The sequence below is a fragment of the Salegentibacter echinorum genome (assembly GCF_900129445.1).
In the GTDB taxonomy this organism is placed as follows: domain Bacteria; phylum Bacteroidota; class Bacteroidia; order Flavobacteriales; family Flavobacteriaceae; genus Salegentibacter; species Salegentibacter echinorum.
The window spans coordinates 463560-484047 of sequence record NZ_FQVT01000002.1 but is presented as its reverse complement, the minus strand read 5'-3'; the positions used below and the strand labels follow the sequence as shown (position 1 = coordinate 484047).

Annotated in this window: 19 protein-coding genes; 14 read left to right on the top strand and 5 right to left on the bottom strand. The window is 38.0% G+C overall.

What is annotated here, in order from left to right; genetic code table 11:
* Positions 1-23: 23 nt before the first annotated feature.
* From sufB to BUA71_RS05645, 12 genes are all read left to right on the top strand, one after another.
* Positions 24-1469, top strand: a complete 1446-nt coding sequence (sufB, locus tag BUA71_RS05700; RefSeq protein WP_072877603.1) for a Fe-S cluster assembly protein SufB — start codon at positions 24-26, stop codon at positions 1467-1469.
* A gap of 23 nt (positions 1470-1492) precedes the next feature.
* Positions 1493-1882 (top strand): hypothetical protein, encoded by a 390-nt coding sequence (locus BUA71_RS05695; protein WP_072877601.1) that lies wholly within the window; start codon positions 1493-1495, stop codon positions 1880-1882.
* 36 nt (positions 1883-1918) lie between these two features.
* Positions 1919-2671 (top strand): Fe-S cluster assembly ATPase SufC, encoded by a 753-nt coding sequence (gene sufC / locus BUA71_RS05690; RefSeq protein ID WP_072877599.1) that lies wholly within the window; start codon positions 1919-1921, stop codon positions 2669-2671.
* Positions 2672-2802: 131 nt separating this feature from the next.
* The gene (sufD, locus tag BUA71_RS05685) at positions 2803-4119 is read left to right on the top strand and encodes a Fe-S cluster assembly protein SufD (RefSeq protein WP_072877597.1); all 1317 of its coding nucleotides are present in this window, start codon (positions 2803-2805) and stop codon (positions 4117-4119) included.
* A gap of 174 nt (positions 4120-4293) precedes the next feature.
* A complete protein-coding gene (locus tag BUA71_RS05680; protein ID WP_072877595.1) occupies positions 4294-5532 on the top strand; it encodes an aminotransferase class V-fold PLP-dependent enzyme in 1239 nt (412 codons plus the stop codon).
* A 9-nt stretch (positions 5533-5541) separates the two neighbouring features.
* Entirely contained in the window at positions 5542-5970 is a 429-nt protein-coding gene (locus tag BUA71_RS05675; RefSeq protein ID WP_072877593.1) for an META domain-containing protein, read from the top strand.
* A gap of 43 nt (positions 5971-6013) precedes the next feature.
* Entirely contained in the window at positions 6014-6391 is a 378-nt protein-coding gene (locus BUA71_RS05670; RefSeq protein WP_072877761.1) for a SufE family protein, read from the top strand.
* 1 nt (position 6392) lies between these two features.
* Entirely contained in the window at positions 6393-6716 is a 324-nt protein-coding gene (locus BUA71_RS05665; RefSeq protein ID WP_072877591.1) for an iron-sulfur cluster assembly protein, read from the top strand.
* Positions 6717-6812: 96 nt separating this feature from the next.
* The gene (locus BUA71_RS05660) at positions 6813-7325 is read left to right on the top strand and encodes a DUF2480 family protein (protein WP_072877589.1); all 513 of its coding nucleotides are present in this window, start codon (positions 6813-6815) and stop codon (positions 7323-7325) included.
* 1 nt (position 7326) lies between these two features.
* On the top strand, positions 7327-8220 hold the full coding sequence (locus BUA71_RS05655; RefSeq protein ID WP_072877587.1) for a DUF3078 domain-containing protein: 894 nt from the start codon (positions 7327-7329) through the stop codon (positions 8218-8220).
* A 153-nt stretch (positions 8221-8373) separates the two neighbouring features.
* The gene (gene hflX, locus BUA71_RS05650; RefSeq protein WP_072877585.1) at positions 8374-9594 is read left to right on the top strand and encodes a GTPase HflX; all 1221 of its coding nucleotides are present in this window, start codon (positions 8374-8376) and stop codon (positions 9592-9594) included.
* A gap of 207 nt (positions 9595-9801) precedes the next feature.
* Entirely contained in the window at positions 9802-10530 is a 729-nt protein-coding gene (locus BUA71_RS05645) for a hypothetical protein (protein ID WP_072877583.1), read from the top strand.
* 99 nt (positions 10531-10629) lie between these two features.
* Here BUA71_RS05645 and BUA71_RS05640 read toward each other — a convergent pair whose 3' ends face one another.
* Together BUA71_RS05640 and BUA71_RS05635 are read right to left on the bottom strand one after the other, a co-directional pair.
* A complete protein-coding gene (locus BUA71_RS05640) occupies positions 10630-11433 on the bottom strand; it encodes an NAD(P)H-binding protein (RefSeq protein WP_072877581.1) in 804 nt (267 codons plus the stop codon).
* Positions 11434-11569: 136 nt separating this feature from the next.
* Positions 11570-13885: a M28 family peptidase gene (locus BUA71_RS05635; protein WP_072877579.1), complete on the bottom strand. Its 2316-nt coding sequence runs from the start codon at positions 13883-13885 to the stop codon at positions 11570-11572.
* Positions 13886-14059: 174 nt separating this feature from the next.
* Here BUA71_RS05635 and BUA71_RS05630 point away from each other — a divergent pair, with 174 nt between their 5' ends.
* Entirely contained in the window at positions 14060-14527 is a 468-nt protein-coding gene (locus tag BUA71_RS05630) for a CBS domain-containing protein (protein ID WP_072877577.1), read from the top strand.
* On the opposite strand, the gene BUA71_RS05625 is transcribed toward BUA71_RS05630, so the two are convergent.
* Entirely contained in the window at positions 14524-14871 is a 348-nt protein-coding gene (locus BUA71_RS05625) for a hypothetical protein (protein ID WP_072877576.1), read from the bottom strand. The genes BUA71_RS05630 and BUA71_RS05625 overlap by 4 nt on opposite strands.
* Before the next feature lie 130 nt (positions 14872-15001).
* Between BUA71_RS05625 and mfd the strand changes: the two genes are divergently transcribed.
* Positions 15002-18424, top strand: coding sequence for a transcription-repair coupling factor (gene mfd, locus BUA71_RS05620; RefSeq protein ID WP_072877575.1), 3423 nt, complete (start codon positions 15002-15004; stop codon positions 18422-18424).
* Between the two features lie 229 nt (positions 18425-18653).
* Here the strand turns inward: mfd and BUA71_RS05615 are convergent, their stop codons facing one another.
* Both BUA71_RS05615 and BUA71_RS05610 read right to left on the bottom strand, forming a co-directional pair.
* The gene (locus BUA71_RS05615; RefSeq protein WP_072877574.1) at positions 18654-19058 is read right to left on the bottom strand and encodes a hypothetical protein; all 405 of its coding nucleotides are present in this window, start codon (positions 19056-19058) and stop codon (positions 18654-18656) included.
* A 32-nt stretch (positions 19059-19090) separates the two neighbouring features.
* Positions 19091-20467, bottom strand: coding sequence for a DUF5689 domain-containing protein (locus BUA71_RS05610; RefSeq protein WP_072877573.1), 1377 nt, complete (start codon positions 20465-20467; stop codon positions 19091-19093).
* Positions 20468-20488 lie beyond the last annotated feature (21 nt).

Sequence of the window (20488 nt, the reverse complement as noted above, 5' to 3'; positions counted from 1 at the left end):
TTTAAACTTTGAACTAATAAGAGATGGCATATACTGAAGATGATTTAAAAAAAGAGCTCGAGACTAAGGAGTATGAGTATGGGTTTTACACCGATATTGAGTCAGACACCTTTCCTGTGGGCTTAGATGAAGATATTGTGAGGGCGATTTCTAAAAAGAAAGAGGAGCCCGAGTGGATGACAGAGTGGCGCCTGGAGGCGTTTCGCCACTGGCAAACCCTGGAGGAGCCAGATTGGCCTAATGTGAATTATCCGAAACCAGATTTTCAGGATATTTCCTACTATTCTGCGCCTAATAAGAAACCAAAATACGATAGTTTAGATGAAGTAGATCCAGAGCTTTTGGATACTTTTAAAAAACTGGGTATTTCTGTAGATGAACAGAAAAAACTGGCTGGCGTAGCAGTAGATGTGGTAATGGACTCTGTATCTGTTACAACAACTTTTAAAAAGAACCTCGCCGAGAAAGGAATTATATTCTGCTCTATATCAGAAGCGATAAGAGAGCATCCCGAGTTGGTAAAGAAATATTTGGGAACCGTAGTTCCAAAAACAGATAACTTCTATGCCGCGTTAAACTCGGCCGTATTTAGCGATGGTTCTTTCTGTTATATCCCAAAAGGCGTGCGTTGCCCAATGGAACTATCTACCTATTTTAGAATTAATCAGGCTGGAACAGGACAATTTGAGCGTACCCTTGTAATCGCAGAACCCGAAAGTTACGTAAGCTACCTGGAAGGATGCACCGCGCCAATGCGGGACGAGAATCAACTACACGCTGCGGTGGTAGAATTGATTGCTTTGGATGATGCCGAAATTAAATACAGTACCGTTCAAAACTGGTTCCCGGGATCTAAAGATGGAAAAGGCGGCGTATTTAACTTTGTAACCAAACGCGGACTTTGCGAAAAAAATGCAAAAATTTCCTGGACCCAAGTGGAAACCGGTTCTGCAGTAACATGGAAATATCCATCCTGTGTGTTAAAAGGGGATAATTCTATTGGAGAATTTTACTCTATCGCAGTAACCAATAATTTCCAGCAGGCCGATACCGGTACTAAAATGATCCACCTTGGCAAAAACACAAAAAGTACAATTATCTCTAAAGGTATTTCTGCCGGTGAGTCGCAGAACTCTTACCGCGGATTGGTACAGATAAACAGCCGGGCAAAGAACGCTCGTAACTTCTCAGAATGTGACTCCCTGTTAATGGGTAACAAATGTGGCGCGCATACCTTCCCTTATATTGAAGTAAAAAACAAAACGGGACAGGTAGAACACGAAGCCACAACGAGTAAAATTGGAGAAGACCAAATTTTCTATTGTAACCAAAGAGGAATTGATACCGAAAAAGCCATTGCACTTATAGTAAATGGATTTAGTAAAGAGGTATTAAACAAATTACCAATGGAGTTTGCGGTAGAAGCCCAAAAACTATTGGAGATTTCTTTGGAAGGTTCTGTAGGATAAAACAGGAATTAAAGCCTGAAATAATGAAGAAGATTTTGTTCATATTAACGCTCGCTATAACAGCTTTCTCCTGCCAGGATGAAGGTCGCGAGGAACTAATGAACCAGCCTGAAACTGAAAAAGTACCCGATAGTATTCAAGTGCTCACCGGGAAGTTTATTTATGCCGGGGATGCAGCAGTACTTAGAGGAAGTGATTTTGTATATGGGGTAACCGTAGATTCAATGTCTAAAGTTTTGGCAGAAAAAATTGTACCTTACAAAAAAGAAGATTTTGATATGGTTTCAGTTAAGGTTAAAGGAAAAATTGTTCCCAGTGATCACAGGGATAGCTGGAGTGAAAATATAGAAATACGCGAGATATTAGAAATATTGGAAACTGAAAATGTTTCAGAAAAAAAAGATAATAAATAAACTAATCCCGTTTTTCGGGATGCATACCGAGAATTTATGCTAAAAATAAAGAATTTACACGCAAGTATAGAAGATAAAGAAATCCTTAAAGGTATTGATTTAGAGATCAACGCAGGGGAAGTTCACGCCATTATGGGACCAAACGGTTCTGGAAAAAGTACTCTTTCTTCAATTATTGCCGGGAGAGAGGAGTTTGATCAAACCCAGGGAGAAATCATTTTTGAAGATACAGAAATTTCAGAAATGGATCCAGATGAAAGAGCGCATAGAGGTATCTTTCTTTCCTTTCAATATCCGGTAGAGATTCCAGGGGTTTCAGTAACCAACTTTATAAGAACAGCTATCAACGCGCACAGAAATGCCAATGGACAGGAAAATATGCCTGCCAATGAAATGCTGAAGAAAATTCGTGAGAAATCTGAAATGCTGGGCATAGATCGTAAATTTTTGTCCAGATCTTTAAACGAAGGTTTTTCGGGAGGAGAAAAGAAAAGAAATGAGATTTTTCAAATGGCTATGTTAGACCCAAAACTTTCCATACTGGACGAAACAGATTCTGGTTTGGATATTGATGCTCTTAAAACTGTGGCCGATGGTGTAAATAGTCTTAAATCTAAAGACAAATCTGTATTACTTATTACCCACTACCAAAGATTGCTAAATTATATCGTGCCAGATTTTGTGCACGTAATGGTAGATGGTAAGATTGTAAAATCTGGTGGAAAAGATCTTGCCAAAGAGTTAGACGAAAGAGGTTACGAATGGATTAAAACCGAAAAAGCGGTTTAATTCAGAAAGATTTCAGTAAAAGTCTCAGGTTTATTTGAAAACAGGAAACTTGTAAGACTGAAATAATTGAAATTGGCAATATTATAAAACTGCACCAATAGTATATATTGGAAAGCACAAAAGAATTGAAAATGGATTTTAAAGAAAAATTAGTATCATCTTTCCTGGCTTTTGAAGAAGAATATACAGGAAGTAACGATGATCTTAGAAATATAAGAAGCCAGGCCATAAAGGATTTTGAAACTATAGGTTTTCCGGGTAAAAAGGAAGAAGCTTACAAATATACTTCACTTAAAAGCGTATTAAAGGAAGACTATAATATCTTTCCTAAAGGAGAGAATTCTTTGGAATACCGGGATATTCAAAAGTATCTTATTCACGAGATAGATACTTATGATTTGGTGTTTATAGATGGGGTATATTCCTCCCATTTATCCAGCACCACCCATGATAAGATTGACGCTTGTCTAATGTCTTCGGCCATAAATAAAGATCAATACAAACCGGTAATTGACAACTATTTTAACAAAATAGCGCCCAAAAATGGCTTAAATTCCCTAAACACCGCTTTTACTAAAGAAGGGGCATTTATACACATTCACAAAAACACGATGGCCGATAAGCCCATCCAGATCATAAATTTCTCTACCGGCAATGAATCTTCACTATTTGTTCAACCACGTAATTTAATCGTGGTAGATGAAAATTCACATTGTCAAATTATTGAGCGTCACCAAAGCTTAACCGAACAACCGGTGTTGACCAACAGTGTCACCGAGGTATTTGCAGATAAACGCGCGATTGTTGACTACTACAAAATTCAAAATGATAATCTTTCAGCTTCTCTAATAGATAATACGTTTATAGAGCAGCAGTCTGAAAGTTTTTGCTCTGTGCATACTTTTTCCCTGGGCGGAAAATTAACGCGTAACAACCTTAACTTCTATCAAAAAGGAGAACGTATAGATTCTACGATGAAAGGAATCACCCTTATTGAAGGAAAACAACATGTAGATCACAATACTTTGGTACACCATACCCAGCCTAACTGTGAATCACATCAGGATTACAAAGGTATTTTTGATGATAAATCGGTGGGTGTTTTTAATGGAAAGGTTTATGTAGATAAGATAGCGCAAAAGATTAATGCTTATCAATCTAACAATAATGTTTTATTAAGCGACAGAGCTACGATTAACTCCAAACCTCAGCTGGAAATTTTTGCAGACGATGTAAAATGTAGTCACGGCTGTACCATTGGCCAATTAGACGAAGAAGCTTTATTTTATCTAGAGTCCCGCGGGATTCCGAAGAAAGAAGCCAGAGGTCTGTTGATGTATGCTTTTGCCAATAATGTACTGGAAAGTGTAAAAATTCCAGAGATCAAAAAGCGAATTAATAAACTTATCGCTAAAAAATTAGGTATCGAATTAGGGTTTCACCTATAAATTCGGGCTACGGTCTTAAAATTAAATAACCTGATTATTTGATTTGAGCCAAGATTACTCAAGAAAAGTCGCAGACCCGTCTAAGTGAATTGATCCCGGTGAGCCTGGTGCGAGTCGGGATTAATATCAATTAGAGCGTAGCATAAAAGAAACCCTCAAACTAAATTTAAGAAAATGAGTATTGCTACCAATAATATAGCTTTAAACCTGGAAAAGATAAGAAAGGATTTTCCTGTGCTAAACAGGGAAGTGAATGGTTATCCACTGGTTTACCTGGACAATGCGGCTACTTCGCAAACCCCTAAGCAGGTGATGGATGCTATTGTAGATTATTATTCTAACTACAATGCAAACATTCACCGGGGCGTGCACAGTCTCTCACAAGAAGCGACCGATAAATATGAGGCTGCCCGAAAAACCATTCAACAACATTTTAACGCTGAAAAATTACATGAAATTATATTCACTGCCGGCACCACCCATGGGATAAATCTCGTTGCCAATGGATTCGCCTCTATTCTAAAAAAAGGTGATGAAATTCTGGTTTCGGCGATGGAACACCATTCCAATATTGTTCCCTGGCAAATACTTTGTGAGAAAACCGGGGCCGTTCTAAAAGTGATTCCCATGAACCAGGAAGGTGAACTTGTTTATGAGGAATTTGAGGCCTTACTTTCAGAAAAAACTAAAATGGTTTTCGTGAATCACGTTTCCAACGCTTTGGGCACTATCAATCCTATTAAGAAGATAATTGATAAAGCCCACGAATACAACGCAGCGGTTTTGATTGACGGCGCCCAGGCAGCACCGCATATTAAAGCCGATGTACAGGCATTAGATGCAGATTTTTACGTGGTTTCTGCCCATAAAATGTGTGGACCAACAGGGGTTGGTATTTTATATGGAAAAGAAGAATGGCTTAATAAAATGCCTCCTTACCAGGGTGGTGGCGAAATGATTGCAACGGTAAGTTTCGATAAAACCACTTATGCCGATCTTCCGCATAAATTTGAAGCGGGAACGCCAAATATTTGTGGTGGTATCGCATTTGGCGCAGCCTTAGATTATATGAATGCCATAGGTTTTGAGCCTATTGCGCGCTACGAAGAAGAATTGCTGAACTATGCAACATTAAAACTTCAGGAGATTGAAGGTATGCAGTTCTACGGCACATCCCGCGAAAAAACAGCGGTAATTTCTTTTAATATTGAAGGGCTTCACCCCTACGATATCGGAACACTTGTAGATAAGATGGGCATAGCGGTTAGAACCGGGCATCATTGTGCGCAACCCATAATGGATTTTTATAAAATTCCGGGTACGGTTCGGGCATCTTTTTCGTTCTATAATACCAAAGAAGAAATAGACCGTTTTATTGAAGCGTTGAAGAAAGCAAAAATGATGCTTTCATAAATTACTGTTATGAAGAAAATCTTAATCCTATGTATTACACTTGTGATATTTTCCTGCGGAAATTCCGAAGAAAAGGTTTCAGAAGATCCTGCAGATCTCAATAATTTACAGGGAGATTATAATCTAATTGCGTTAGATGGAGAAAATATTTCTTCTGAAGGCTTTATACTTAATTTCAACGGTAAAAAACAGCAATTGGCTGGGAAAACCGGTTGTAATAATTTTGTGGCAAGCTATAAAATTCAGGATTCAATCATAAAGTTTAATCCGCCGCTGGGAACAAAAATGTACTGTGAAGGAGAAATGGAGTATGAAGATACCTTCAATAAAATACTTCCTAAAGTTAGAAACCTTCGCATTAGCGATAAAGATTTAATATTTTTGTCGCAAAATAACGAGCAACTTTTAAACCTCGAAAAACAAGAACAAAGTGAGTAAGACCATACAGGAAATACAGGAAGAGATAGTAGATGAATTTGCGATGTTTGAAGATTGGATGCAGCGCTATGAATATATGATAGAATTGGGAAAAGCACTTCCCCTTATCGACGAGCAATACAAAATAGAAGAAAACTTAATTAAAGGATGCCAAAGTAGAGTTTGGGTTCACGCCGAATTAGAAGATGAGAAATTAGTCTTCACGGCAGATAGTGATGCGATAATCACCAAAGGCATAGTTGCCATTCTAATAAGGGCATTTTCCAATCATCATCCCTCTGAAATTATTGAAGCCGATACCAAATTTATTGACGAAATAGGACTGAAGGAACATTTATCCCCAACAAGGGCAAATGGTTTGGTTAGTATGATTAAACAACTTAAAATGTATGCTGTGGCATACCAAACACAACTCGATTAACATGGAACAAGAAATAGATACACAAGAACTGGGAGAAAAAATCGTTAAGGTTATAAAAACCATTTATGACCCCGAAATCCCTGTAGATATATACGAACTGGGGCTTATTTATGATGTCATGGTAAATACAGACAGGGAAGTGAAAATTTTAATGACCCTTACTACCCCAAACTGCCCGGTTGCTGAGAGTTTACCCCAGGAAGTAAAAGAAAAAGTAGCTTCTATAGATATGGTAAAAGACGCCGAAGTTGAAATCACTTTCGATCCACCGTGGAGCCAGGATCTTATTAGCGAGGAAGCAAGATTGGAACTGGGGCTATTGTAAAAATAAAAGCTCCTAATCCCCAAGGGGAAATTAAAACATTTGCTTCAAAAATTGTATAAACTAATAACTTTTAACCCCTAACTTTTAACTTCAAATATGGCCGAAGAAATTGTAAACCGGGTAGCCAACAGTAAATTAATCACGTTTAACCTGGAGGATCACTATCCTGCGGGAGAACGTGTAGTATTTGATGTTAAAGATTGGTTACTGGAAGGATTTGTATTGCGTGAAAAAGAGTTTAGAAAAGAGGCAAAAGCTCATAACTGGGCTAATTATAAAGACAAATTTGTCGCTTTAACCTGTTCTAGTGACGCAATTATTCCTGCCTGGGCTTATATGTTAATCACCACATATTTACAGCCTTATGCAAAAAAGGTAGTCGCTGGCGACCTGGAAACCCTGGAAACCGTTATCTACACCGAGGTACTTCAAAATCTAAATATAGATGATTTAAAGGATAAACCGGTAATCGTAAAAGGTTGCGCTAATAAACCTGTACCCACCAATGCATATCTATTATTAATTGAAAAATTACAACCCGTAGTAAAAACTTTAATGTATGGAGAGGCTTGCTCCTCTGTACCACTCTATAAAAAACCCAGAAAATAAAATGAAGAAATTCTTACTTGCATTCGCCTTATTTGGCGGAATAATGAGTCTATCGGCTCAGGAAGAAGACGAAGAGCAAAAACAAGGTTGGAGCAGGGAAGGCGATATTTCGCTACTTTTTAACCAATCTGCTTTTAACGCAGAATGGACCGGAGGCGGGACTTCGAATCTTGCCGGAAACATCCTGGTAAATTATAATTTCAATTATTTAAAAGACGATTTTACCTGGGACAATAAACTTATGTTAGACTACGGTCTTACCAAGCAAAAAGGTGATGATTTTAAAAGAAAAACCAGTGACCGCCTGGAGTTTAACTCTATCGCAGGTAAGCAAATTGAGGAATCCAATTGGTATTACTCCTTATTTTTAAATTTTAGGACCCAAATTACTAAAGGTTATAAATTTGGTGAAAATGAAGAAACTGGAAAAACCACTAGAAGAGAATATACACATTTCCTTTCTCCCGGTTATTTACAATTTGGACCCGGTATGCTTTGGAAAAAGAATGAGAATTTCTACGTAAATATAGCGCCCGCGACTGGGAGAATGGTCTTTGTTGATAAAGACTTTACTTCTGGCCCCAATTATGAAGATGGGGATTATTTTGGACTCGACGCAGGGAAAGCCATGCGCTTTGAGTTGGGTGCATCTGTATCTGGTTATGCTAAATTTGAAGTCATTAAAAACGTGACTATGGAGAATATGCTTAATCTTTATTCCAACTACCTGGAAGATGCTAAAAACGTTGACATTGATTATACGATGAATCTAAAGATGAAGATTAATGAGTACCTTTCTACTAATTTGGTAATCCAGGCTATTTATGACGATAATGCAGTGCAGGGCTTTCAAATACGGGAAGTTTTTGGACTCGGCTTTAATTATGCATTTTAAGGCTTAAATCTTACTTATATTTTCAAAGCCAGCTTCCTATTTAAACGGAGCTGGCTTTTATTTTATAATAAATTAAAGCATTTTTAGTTAAATAAATGTTGAAATAATTTCCACAAAAATCACAATAGCAATCTATTGTGTAACTTTGTATCTATGATTGAAAAAACCGACCTAAGTCACGAAAAATCTGTATTAATTGGTATCATCACCAAAGAACAGGGACAGGATAAATTAAAAGAATACCTGGACGAGTTAGAGTTTCTCACTTATACCGCGGGAGGTGAAGTGGTAAAACGCTTTAGCCAGAATATGGACAAACCCAATCCTAAGACATTTATAGGCAGCGGAAAAATGGACCAGGTTAAAGAATTCGTTATCGAAAACGAGATTGGTACCGCTATTTTTGATGACGAACTTTCGCCCGGTCAACAAAAAAATATCGAAAAAATCCTTAAATGTAAGGTTCTTGATAGAACAACCTTAATCCTCGATATTTTTGCCCAAAGGGCACAAACCAGTTACGCGAGAACACAGGTAGAATTAGCCCAATACGAATACCTTTTACCCAGGCTTGCCGGAATGTGGACTCACCTGGAACGTCAACGTGGAGGTATTGGGATGCGCGGTCCCGGAGAAACAGAGATTGAAACCGACCGTAGGATTGTTCGGGATAAAATTGCTTTGTTAAAGAAAAAACTGGCAACCATAGATAAACAAATGGAAGTGCAACGAGGAAACCGCGGACAATTGGTGCGGGTTGCCCTGGTTGGTTACACCAACGTTGGGAAATCTACTTTAATGAACACCATAAGCAAAAGCGAGGTTTTTGCTGAAAATAAATTGTTTGCAACGCTGGATACCACGGTTAGAAAAGTAGTAATTCGCAACCTTCCCTTTTTATTAACAGATACCGTTGGTTTTATAAGAAAGTTGCCTACCCAGCTGGTAGAATCGTTTAAATCTACTTTAGACGAAGTTAGGGAGTCAGATTTATTGTTGCACGTGGTCGATATCTCTCATCCAAATTTTGAAGATCATATAGAATCTGTAAATCAGATCATGAGTGAGATAAAAAGTGGAGATAAGCCAACCATTATGGTTTTTAATAAAATTGACCAATATGAAGCTGAAGAAATTGAGGAAGATGATTTAATGACCGAAAGAACCAAGGCGCATTACACGCTTAAAGAATGGAAGCAGACCTGGATGAACAAATTGGGCGACAATGTATTGTTTATTTCGGCTTTAAACAACGAGAATATGGAAGATTTTAGAAAGAAGGTTTATGAAGCTGTGAGAAAAATACACGTCACCCGCTTTCCTTACAACGACTTTCTGTACCCTGAATATGATAAATACGGCGAAGAAAAGTAGATCCCGGATTGCGAATTTTATGATCTCAAGCCGAATTGATTTCAGATCTTATTTTGAATTACTCCGGAATTCTATAACGTAATTTTTCTAATTAATCCTGGAGACGGGTCTAAAACACCTCTTACATTCAGAAAAGACTCGCTAGTTAAAAAACTAATTTATTTTATAATTTTTTTATAAATTAGTAATGTATTAAGAACTTTCATAATGGAAAAATTAACCCTATTAGCATTTATTTTCTGCTTCGGAATGATATCGGCACAAGACCTGAAAGGAGCCTGGAAATTAGTCGAAAAAGACGGTAAACCAGTTAATGATCGCGAAGTCATTAAAATTATTCAAGATGGCTATTTTGCCCTGGGGTCTAAAAATCTTAGTGATAATACTTTTTTAGGTGCTGCCGGAGGTGAATTTAACCTGGAAGACGAAACACTCACAGAAGTAAGGGATTTTGATACTTATGAAGAAAAAAATATTGGCAGCGAGCAGGATTACAATATTTCGTGGGAGGGCGATAATAAAATGGAGGTTTCTGATGGAAGAACTACAAAAACCTGGGAAAGAATTTCTGATAAAAGCGATGATCTCACCAGAAACTGGGTAATTACCGGCCGGGAACGAAATGGCGAAATAAACACAATGACCCCAGACGACAGGCGAACGATTAAGATTTTAAGCGGCGGCAGGTTTCAATGGGTGGCCTTTAACTCCGCTACCAAAAAATTTAATGCCACCGGCGGCGGAACTTATACTGCCAAAAATGGCACATATACTGAAAACATTGAATTCTTTTCTAAAGATGCCACTCGGGTAGGAGCAAGTTTGGAGTTTCAATATGAAGTAAAAGATGGCAAATGGCACCACAAAGGTAAAAGCTCTAAAGGTGATCCTATTTACGAAATATGGTCGCCATATAACGAAGCATATAAAGAATAATTACTTTCTGGATACACCAATTATCTAAAAAGTTATCGGCTTAAATCTTCGCTATTTACATTCCATAATTTTACAAAGTCGTGCATTCGTGGTAATTTTTTATATAGGAGCCGTAAATTCGAATTCCAACTCTTTTTTTAAATTCACAGAACCTATTATTTTCCCTTTAGATACCGCTGTTAGATCAAAGGATGGTGTATTTAAGTTTAGCTTTTTGGCTGTCTCAGTATAATAATCCTCTTTGGTAGGATGCTCAGGATACGCTGCATTAAAAACTTTACCCCAGGCTTCTTTTTCAATAATTTGCTGAATAATGGCTATACAATCCTTTTGGTGAATAAGGTTTACCGGAGCTTTAGGATTTTTAACCCCTGTTTTGTTCGTCAGGTAATTTACGGGATGCCTCCCCGGGCCAATTAAGCCCCCAAACCGGATTATAGAAGTTTGAACTTCTTTTATGCCCAAGAGCTTCTCTTCAGATTCACTAAGTTGTCGCGCTGCATTTGTGATGCCATTGGGTTTATCTTCTTCGGTGTATTCAGGAAAGTTTTCATCATCTTTATATACCGAGGTAGAGCTTATAAAAATTACCTTTTCCACCACCGATTTTTCCACGTATGTAATAATTCGTTCTATTTTTCCTACAAAATCAGCTTCAGGGTTACTCCGCAATCCCGGCGGAATGTCGATAATCAACAGCTCTGAGTTTGCTAAAAACGCCGTAAGATCTCCCTGCACTCCTTCAGCAAGAACTTTTAATTCATAAGGTGTAAGGCCAGCTTCTTGTAGTATCTGCATCTTTTCGCGGCTGGTAACAGACGCTTTTACCACGTGTTCTTCTTCCTGTAACATTTTTGCCAGTGGTAATCCCAACCAGCCGGCTCCCAATATAGATATATTCATAATATAAGTTCCTCCCAGGCTCCCCGAAGGGGAGGTGTTTTTAGATTTTATAATTTAATTATTTTTATTGTTGTTTTTCTATTTATGTTCTGCAATTTGCACCAATATTTTATTCAATGAGTTCCCCCTTTGGGGGCTAGGGGGCTGTTATGGTCTTCTTAAATATAATAGCATCATTAAGCACAAAAGGCCTGGGAATCATATTTTTTGGCCGTGGCGCAATATTCAATTCCTCATTTTCAAGTAGCTTATAGCTGGATTCATAAAGCGTAAATTCCGGAACTTTATCTTTCTTTAAACTAAATGCTATTCGCAGGGTGTCATTACTGGAGACGTGATAAGTGAGCAAACGCTCCTGCCAGCGGTGAGTATGAATATGGAATTTATTCTGCCCCAAATAAACGCTGTCGGCTGTTTTATTATTCAATTTAAAATTATCAAAATCCATAGTTCTATCTGCGAAAAGTTCTATTCTATCCACTTCCCTGTTTGCGGCTATTTTTAATAAATAGGAATTTGTAGATTCAGTAGAATCGGTTTTTTCCCAAACAATTCCCGGTTCCGGTAAATCAATTTTAGGCGCATCTGCTTTCCAGGTAAAGCGGGTGCCATATTTACTGCTTAGAGTATTACCTTTTGGCGGGGCATTTAATGGCTCTTCTCCAAAATACTCTTTAGTCCATTCATCGGGCATCTTGTCATAAGAATACCAGTTGGTGGTTTCTTTATCGGCATCGGCGAGATAAACCAGGGAATTAGGTTTAGGATGTTCCGAAGTGAAATCGGCTTTAAAATGAGCTGTAATAAGTAGAATATTAAAAATCAAGAAACAAATCACCGCTATTGTTTTATTGCTTTTTAAGTAAACAAAAACAGGTAATAAAAGCTGAAACAACAAAACGCTTAGTAAAACAGAAACAAACAGTATTTTTAATCCCAAAGCCACGGGAAACATTTTTATGAATGGCGTTAAAATAAAAATTGCCGGCAAACTTAGAAAAGCCATAAGCAGCGAAGCCGGATTTTTTTGTCGCAACATCACAAAGAATTGGAGCAATCCAAAATAAACCGGAATAATAAAATAAGCTGCTCCTTTTAGAACAAAAGCCAGCAAAGTGCATAATAAAAGCCAGAAAAATAGCGGAATTACGTAAAGGTTGGCCTTCAACTTTATATGCCTGAACCTATGATAGGCGAAAAATGAAATAAATAAAGCTAAAAATACAAAAGCAGCGATATAATAATAACCATTGTAGGTAAAGCCCTGCTCCATTTCTGAATATTCCGGATAACTATACAAAATTAATTTCCAAAGAAAGAAGGAAAGCAAACCGGCGAAAATTAGACTAAGCGAAAATGGAACTAAACTTTTCACAATACTGCTTCCCTGCAGTTTATTTTGGTTAAAGCCATAAATAACAAGTCCTATAAAAACAATAAAAGCTAAAATAAGTAAGGGAAATATCCAGGAAAACGGATAACTAATAATCTCTCCGCCGGGCAGGTTGAAAAATAGCACCTCCTCATCAGATTTGACTTTGGATAACGGGGCATCTTTAAAATAATCAAGCAATGGCATCAAATAACTACCCTGGTGCGCCAGGCTCTCTTTGTCCAGGTTTTTAGGAATATCGGTGGCAGCGTGGTAATCAAAATGATCGTCAATAAAAGCAAAATTGTACCCGGGAATATCTCCCTGCTCCCGCAACACCGTTAGATCGGTGTCATTTGGGAGCATTTTATAAACACTATACACCAGGGAATTGGTTACCGGAAACCTGGGATTGGCTTTCTTAAAACCATCTATAAGCGCAGCATTACCGGAGTTTGTTTCCAAAAACATAAAAGAATCCCCACCACTGCCGCGGGCTTCAAAATTAAGAGCGAGTTTTACATCACCGGCCCAGGGATGATCTTTTATAAACAATTCAGCACCATTTAAACCCAATTCTTCGGCATCGGTAAAGAGAATGATAATATCGTTTTTATGCGTTTCATTCTTTGCTAAAAAAGCACGAATTCCTTCTAGGATAGCACCAACCCCACTCCCGGCATCACTTGCACCATAGGAAGAATGCGGGTTACTGTCATAATGCGTCATAATTACCAGCGCTTCTCCATCTCCCGATCCTGCCAGCCTGGCCAAAATATTTTGTGGTCGTACTAAAGTGCCATTTTTTGTAAGGCTATAATCTTCGTGGGTTTGGGGCTGCAATCCCATTTCTTGCAATTGGGCTACTATATAATTGCGAACCTGGCTATGGGCTTGTGTACCTACATAATGCGGTTTCTGGGCAATAGCTTCAACGTGTGTAAAGGCTCGTTGGGTAGAAAATGTAGTTTCTGGGGCATCTAAAGCTTCAATGCTAACCGGTTGGCTGCTATAAAAGCTAAACCAAACTGCGACACAGATAAGTAAAAGTGAAAAAATTCGTGGGATGTTTTTCAGCATAATTCAGGAAAAAGAAAAGGATTTAAGACTTTAAAGATACAGAATAGTAAAGAAAAATATAATTTCAACACTCCTTTCATTCAAAACCCAACAGTGTTTTCAGCATAAGTATAAATTTCATTTATAATTTAATTTTCGCTATATTTAACTACTTAACAATCAAAAAAGTAGAATATGGGTATTAAAAGTTTTCAGGGAAAAAGGGCAGCGCCAGAGAAACCTCAGCACGTGCCCATGTTGGTAAAAGATTATATGAGCACCAATTTAGTGACGTTTATGGAGCACGAAAATATTATGGATGTGGCTGAAAAATTAATTGCTAATAAAATATCTGGCGGGTGCGTGGTAGATGAAAATCATAAATTAATTGGGCTTATTTCTGAAGGGGATTGTATGAAACAAATTTCAGACAGCCGCTATTACAACATGCCCATGGACGATGCTACGGTGAAAAAAAGAATGACGTGCAATGTAGAAACCATAGACGGAAATATGAATATTATGGATGCCGCCAAACTTTTTATTGAAAAGCGTTTTAGAAGATTTCCTATTGTAGAGTATGGAAAACTCGTTGGTCAACTTAGTCAGAGTGATGTTTTAAGGGCTGCTTCCAGGCTAAAAGCAAACGACTGGCATCCTTAATTACGTTTTACCAAAGCATAAATTCCGTTATCTAACGGTAGGTAACCCTGGTCGTAAACAAAATAATAGACCTTGCCGGTTTTTGTTGTATAAAGATTGGTAAGATATTCAAAATTAAAGCCACGCTCGAGTAATTTATTTTTGCTCACCGTGGTTTTTTCATGGGGATTAAGACTTTCCAAAATTCTATAATTCTTCCGCAACTGGTTATTTACATTACGAACCAGGTTTTTCCTGTCTTTATTGCGATTGTTATGAAATGCATTGCGACAATAATCGCTGCAGAACTTCTTATCTACACGCCCTACAATCTTATCTCCACATTCCAAACAGGCTTTTGGCATTTCTAGTGACTTTTACCCTTTAAAGATAAAGAAAAAAGTATAAGTATCGAACCGTCAAATTTTTAGGTTTTTAAGTTAAAAATAGACCCAGGGGTTGCGGAACAAAATTTCTGCAATTATCTTTGCGTCAATGACTAAAAATAATATTGCCGAAAGCTTTGCACAATCCCCGCAACAGCAGGAATTGAGGGATTCCCTTGTTTTATCTGAAACGATCAAAGGTAGCAAAGAAGAAAGAAAACATTCTAAAATTCACTTAAAAGGACTTATTGGCTCTTCATTTTCCTTTGTTGCAGCCAATGCATTTAGGGATACCGATAGACCTTTCCTACTAATTTTTAATGATAAAGAAGAAGCTGCTTATCATTTAAACGACCTGGAACAACTGGTTGGTGAAAAGAATGTTCTTTTTTATCCAGGCAGCTACCGCCGGCCTTATCAATTAGAAGAAACCGATAATGCAAATGTTCTGTTGCGGGCAGAGGTTTTAAATAGAATTAATTCGCGTAAGAAACCGGCAATAATCGTCACCTATCCCGATGCTCTATTTGAAAAAGTAGTCACCCGAAAGGAACTGGAAGAAAGTATTTTAAAAATAGCTGTAGAAGATGAGCTTTCTATAGATTTTATTAATGAAGTGCTATTTGAATACAAGTTTAAACGTGTCGATTTTGTAACCGAACCTGGAGAATTTTCGGTGAGAGGGGGAATTATAGACGTTTTTTCCTTTAGTAACGACGAGCCTTACCGCATTGAATTTTTTGGTGATGAAGTAGATAGCATTAGAAGTTTTGATATTGAAACGCAGCTTTCTACAGAAAAAGTGAAGAAAATTTCGGTGATGCCTAATGTGGAAAATAAGCAGTTGGACGACACTTCAACCGCGATGCATAAAACAAGGGTTAGTTTTCTTCAGTATATATCAACAGAAACAGCGATATTTTTAAAAAACCTGGACTTGTTTACCGCGCAAGCCGATAAGTTATTCGAAAAGGCAGAAGAAGCTTTTCAAAACCTTTCCGGAGAATTAAAGCAGAGTGAGCCTAAAGAATTATTTTGCAATGGCGAATTAATCAAACAGCAATTACAGGGTTTTACGATAGCCGAATTAAGCAATCAGGCTTTTCTTGAGATAGACAAAACTATTCAATTTAATACCAAACCTCAACCTTCTTTCAACAAACAATTTGAGTTATTAACCGATAATTTAATTGAAAATCAGGAAAATGGTTATACAAATTATATTTTTTGCGTAAGCGAGCAACAGGCAAAACGTTTCCACGACATTTTTCAAGACCAGGAAAGGAAGCTTAAGTATGAAACTGTTACATTATCACTATTTCAAGGCTTTATAGATGAAACGGGGAAAAATGTATGTTATACAGATCATCAAATCTTTGAGCGTTATCATAAATTTCAGCTTAAAAATGGTTATGCCAAAAAGCAGGCAATTACCATAAAAGAGCTTAGTAATTTAGAGGTTGGCGACTATGTCACCCATATAGACCACGGAATTGGTAAATTTGGCGGACTTCAAAAAATAGATGTAGAAGGGAAAAAACAGGAAGCCATTAAGCTGTTCTACGGCGAGCGCGATATCCTTTACCTTAGCATTCATTCCCTTCATAAAATTTCAAAGTACAACGGAAAAGACGGAAAAGAGCCAAAAATTTACAAACTGGGCAGCAATGCCTGGAAAAACCTAAAGAAAAAGACCAAAGCCCGTGTAAAACACATTGCGTATAATTTAATAGAACTTTACGCAAAAAGAAGGCTTCAAAAAGGATATGCTTTTGGTCCCGATTCTTATTTGCAGCACGAGTTGGAAGCTTCTTTTATGTATGAAGACACGCCAGACCAAAGTACTGCGACCCAAGCCGTAAAAGAAGATATGGAAAGCGAAAGACCAATGGACCGATTGGTTTGTGGGGATGTTGGTTTTGGCAAAACAGAGGTTGCCATAAGAGCTGCTTTCAAAGCAGTGGATAATGGAAAACAAGTTGCCGTTTTAGTGCCTACTACGATTTTGGCTTTTCAGCACCACCAAACTTTTTCTGAACGATTAAAAGATTTTGCCATTAGCGTAGATTATTTAAATAGGTTTAGAACCGCAAAAGAACGTCGCGAAACCCTCGCCGATCTCGAAAGCGGAAAAGTAGATATTATTATTGGTACGCACCAATTAGTCAATAAAACCGTGAAGTTTAAAGACCTGGGCTTGCTCATTGTAGATGAAGAACAAAAATTTGGTGTTTCGGTAAAAGATAAATTAAAAACAATAAAAGAAAATGTAGATACCCTCACGCTCACGGCTACACCTATTCCGCGTACGCTTCAGTTTAGCCTTATGGCCGCCCGGGATTTATCGACCATTACCACTCCGCCTCCAAATAGGTATCCCATAGAAACCAATGTGGTGCGGTTTTCTGAAGAAACCATTCGCGATGCGATTTCTTATGAAATTCAGCGCGGTGGGCAGGTATTTTTTATCCATAATCGAATTGAAAACATCAAGGAAGTCGCGGGATTAATTCAGCGGGTAGTACCAGATGCCAAAATAGGAATTGGCCACGGCCAGATGGAAGGAAAAAAACTCGAAAAATTGATGCTCAGTTTTATAAACGGCGAGTTTGATGTACTGGTTTCTACCACCATTGTAGAAAGTGGCCTGGATGTGACCAATGCCAATACTATTTTTATTAATAACGCGAATAATTTTGGGGTTTCAGATCTACACCAAATGCGAGGCAGGGTAGGCCGAAGTAATAAAAAGGCGTTTTGCTATTTTATTACCCCGCCATATTCGGTAATGACCGAAGATGCCCGCAAGCGAATTAGCGCTTTAGAACAATTTTCTGAACTTGGTAGCGGAATTAATATTGCAATGAAAGATCTCGAAATTCGCGGTGCCGGGGACTTATTGGGCGGGGAACAAAGCGGGTTTATCAATGAAATTGGTTTTGATACGTACCAGAAAATATTAAATGAGGCTATAGAGGAATTAAAAGAAAATGAGTTCCAGGAACTCTATAAAGAAACCGATAATATTGAGGAAAAGAGCTTCGTAAAAGATACGCAAATCGACACCGATTTTGAAATCCTGTTCCCAGATGATTATATCAATAATATTACTGAGCGTTTAAACTTATACACCCAGTTAAATAAAATTTCTTCGGAAGAAGAACTGCAAAAGTTTGAAGGTGAACTAATAGACAGGTTTGGAGAAGTACCCACACAAGGTGAAGATCTTCTTAACAGTGTACGTATTAAATGGATCGCAGCCAGCATAGGGTTAGAAAAAGTGATCCTGAAGCAAAATAAGATGATAGGGTATTTCATCGCCGACCAGCAGTCCAGGTTCTACCAAACCCAGGCTTTTACTAAAGTGTTACAGTATGTGCAATCCCATCCGCATAAATGCACAATGAAAGAAAAGAAAACCAGAAATGGATTGCGTTTGCTCTTGACATTCGAGAAGATCACTTCTATTGAAAGTGCGCTAAAAGTTTTGGAACCCCTTGATGCTAGGAAAAAACAGGAAGCTACGGTTTAGGTCAATTCAGTTGGCAGTACCAGTGGGCAGTAGACAGGATAATAAACAACAAGAGATTGCCGCGCTCCTTACGTCGCTCGCAATGACGCAACCCGCAACAAACATCAGTTGGCAGTCGCAGTTCTCAGTGGGCAGAACACCTAACCACAAACTCAAAACAAAATCAATAGATAGTAAGTTTAAAATCAACTTATCGAACAATCTGAGAACCGATAACCCACAACCGTTTCTACCTCACCAAGAAGGCTTCTTTAGGTAGATAAAATTTGCCGGGTGGTGCTTTTTTTAGATAAAATCGAATAGCTTTCTCCTTCTTTAAATATTGCAGCCTAATTTTTCCGATAGTTGCGCTTACCGCACTTTCTATGGTTCCATCGTAAATACCATTGGCGATACGAACCAAATTAAGGCTAAATCCCTGCTCGGTTCTTTTACAGTCGGTATTCTTTTCCTGTCCAAAAACTACACAATGATTTCCTTTTATTATTTTTTGATTTTCATATTCTAAATCTAATTTCATGGTGTTTTGACCATTGGTAGACTCCCAAAACCACGTGCCAGACATTTCCTGGGAGTTTTGGCTTGAAGCATTAAAAGTAAGTAAGAAAAAGAGGAATAGTAAAATATGCTTCATTGAGTATTTTTAAAATTATCTGTTAAATATACTCAATTTCCGGTTATTCGAATATTATCAATATCATAAGTTGTGGTTTTATCGGGGGCGCCACCCAAATACTTAAAAGCAAAGTGTATCTCTCCGCGCAAACAGGAAATATTCAATTCAGTTTTTAAAAAATGCTTTCCGTATTGATTGGTGGGACCTACCGGAATTTTTGCGTCCATTTGCTTCCATGCTGTGCTTAACGGGTTCCCGGAATAATCCTCGGTTACCCACAGGCCCAAAATACTGGCGTTATCATAAGATGCCATAACCTCAAAAGATAAGGCTATATCGGTTGCCCCTTGCAAATCGATTGGCGGACTCACCAACCAGGCTTCCAACAGCGTTTCTTCAGTATTAAATGCTGAAATCCTAATATGACGATCTCCATTAAAGGTACTGGTTTTAAACCCCTGTCCACCGTTTACATTTACATTGCTCCAGCCTTTATTTTCCAATTTATCCAGGGTTGTAATTGTACTAAAATCCTCCTCAAAAAGCACCTCAAGACCTTGATTTGTTTGGTTTCCGCAGTCCAAAAATTCCGGGTCACATCGTTCAGCATCAAAATTAAAAGCATCGGGGGAGTTTACAGAAATGACAAAATAATCGTCGTAGAAGTTTCTGCTTAAAACTCCTTCCACACTGCCTGAGTTCTTCGGAAGATACAATGATTTAAAACCAGAAAAAGTGCTGCTACTCAAGGTCGTGGTCGCCTCGGTTTCACAACTTTCCAATTGCCGTTCCCCATCATATTCATCTGTTGTTTCTCCTGCAAAAGTGAAGTGATGATTTGCTCTGAACAAATTGCGGTTAAATTGCACCTTTTTTAACTTAATAAACAAATTCTCATGTGCCTCTGTGAATTCTGAAATCTCCAATTCCAGCGGAATTATTTCAGCGGTTTCTTCGGTTCTTAAAATATGATCATCAATCCTGGAGGAGGGTATCGCCAGCACATCTCCCCTATTCTGAATTCCCAATTGATGCACACCATTATTACTCCATAAAGCCAAACCATCTAATTTCACATAGATTTTTCGGCCAAAATTATAAGTTTCAAAAAGGGAGTTGTCATCAATTAATAAGAGGATGCCGGCAGTGGGATTTTCGGGTTTATCCTGCAACACCAATTCTTTATAAAAGTTGCCACCTTCATCACTGGAGACCACATAAGCTTCCATCCAGGTATTGGTTTCAGAAAAAACATAAATATCTTCGGTTTCCGGATTAAAGTTGCTTTTCACCGCAGAAATTCCCGTAATATCGCCGGTTATGGAAATTTCCTTGCTTTCAGATTTCGGTAACTCAAAATCGTCTGTTTTTACACAGGAAATACAGGTGAAAAACACGAGTATCGGTATGTAAAACTTTCTCTTCATTTTTAATCATTTAATCCAGAT

Excerpts from the sequence above, each read along its gene's own strand:
- BUA71_RS05680 (WP_072877595.1), top strand. The coding sequence starts at position 4,294 with ATGAGTATTGCTACCAATAATATAGCTTTAAACCTGGAAAAGATAAGA.
- BUA71_RS05695 (WP_072877601.1), top strand. The coding sequence starts at position 1,493 with ATGAAGAAGATTTTGTTCATATTAACGCTCGCTATAACAGCTTTCTCC.
- BUA71_RS05670 (WP_072877761.1), top strand. The coding sequence starts at position 6,014 with ATGTTTGAAGATTGGATGCAGCGCTATGAATATATGATAGAATTGGGA.
- BUA71_RS05630 (WP_072877577.1), top strand. The coding sequence starts at position 14,060 with ATGGGTATTAAAAGTTTTCAGGGAAAAAGGGCAGCGCCAGAGAAACCT.
- BUA71_RS05665 (WP_072877591.1), top strand. The coding sequence starts at position 6,393 with ATGGAACAAGAAATAGATACACAAGAACTGGGAGAAAAAATCGTTAAG.
- BUA71_RS05675 (WP_072877593.1), top strand. The coding sequence starts at position 5,542 with ATGAAGAAAATCTTAATCCTATGTATTACACTTGTGATATTTTCCTGC.
- BUA71_RS05635 (WP_072877579.1), bottom strand. The coding sequence starts at position 13,885 with ATGCTGAAAAACATCCCACGAATTTTTTCACTTTTACTTATCTGTGTC.
- BUA71_RS05645 (WP_072877583.1), top strand. The coding sequence starts at position 9,802 with ATGGAAAAATTAACCCTATTAGCATTTATTTTCTGCTTCGGAATGATA.
- BUA71_RS05625 (WP_072877576.1), bottom strand. The coding sequence starts at position 14,871 with ATGCCAAAAGCCTGTTTGGAATGTGGAGATAAGATTGTAGGGCGTGTA.
- BUA71_RS05640 (WP_072877581.1), bottom strand. The coding sequence starts at position 11,433 with ATGAATATATCTATATTGGGAGCCGGCTGGTTGGGATTACCACTGGCA.
- hflX (WP_072877585.1), top strand. The coding sequence starts at position 8,374 with ATGATTGAAAAAACCGACCTAAGTCACGAAAAATCTGTATTAATTGGT.
- mfd (WP_072877575.1), top strand. The coding sequence starts at position 15,002 with ATGACTAAAAATAATATTGCCGAAAGCTTTGCACAATCCCCGCAACAG.
- sufC (WP_072877599.1), top strand. The coding sequence starts at position 1,919 with ATGCTAAAAATAAAGAATTTACACGCAAGTATAGAAGATAAAGAAATC.
- sufD (WP_072877597.1), top strand. The coding sequence starts at position 2,803 with ATGGATTTTAAAGAAAAATTAGTATCATCTTTCCTGGCTTTTGAAGAA.
- BUA71_RS05615 (WP_072877574.1), bottom strand. The coding sequence starts at position 19,058 with ATGAAGCATATTTTACTATTCCTCTTTTTCTTACTTACTTTTAATGCT.
- BUA71_RS05655 (WP_072877587.1), top strand. The coding sequence starts at position 7,327 with ATGAAGAAATTCTTACTTGCATTCGCCTTATTTGGCGGAATAATGAGT.
- BUA71_RS05660 (WP_072877589.1), top strand. The coding sequence starts at position 6,813 with ATGGCCGAAGAAATTGTAAACCGGGTAGCCAACAGTAAATTAATCACG.
- sufB (WP_072877603.1), top strand. The coding sequence starts at position 24 with ATGGCATATACTGAAGATGATTTAAAAAAAGAGCTCGAGACTAAGGAG.
- BUA71_RS05610 (WP_072877573.1), bottom strand. The coding sequence starts at position 20,467 with ATGAAGAGAAAGTTTTACATACCGATACTCGTGTTTTTCACCTGTATT.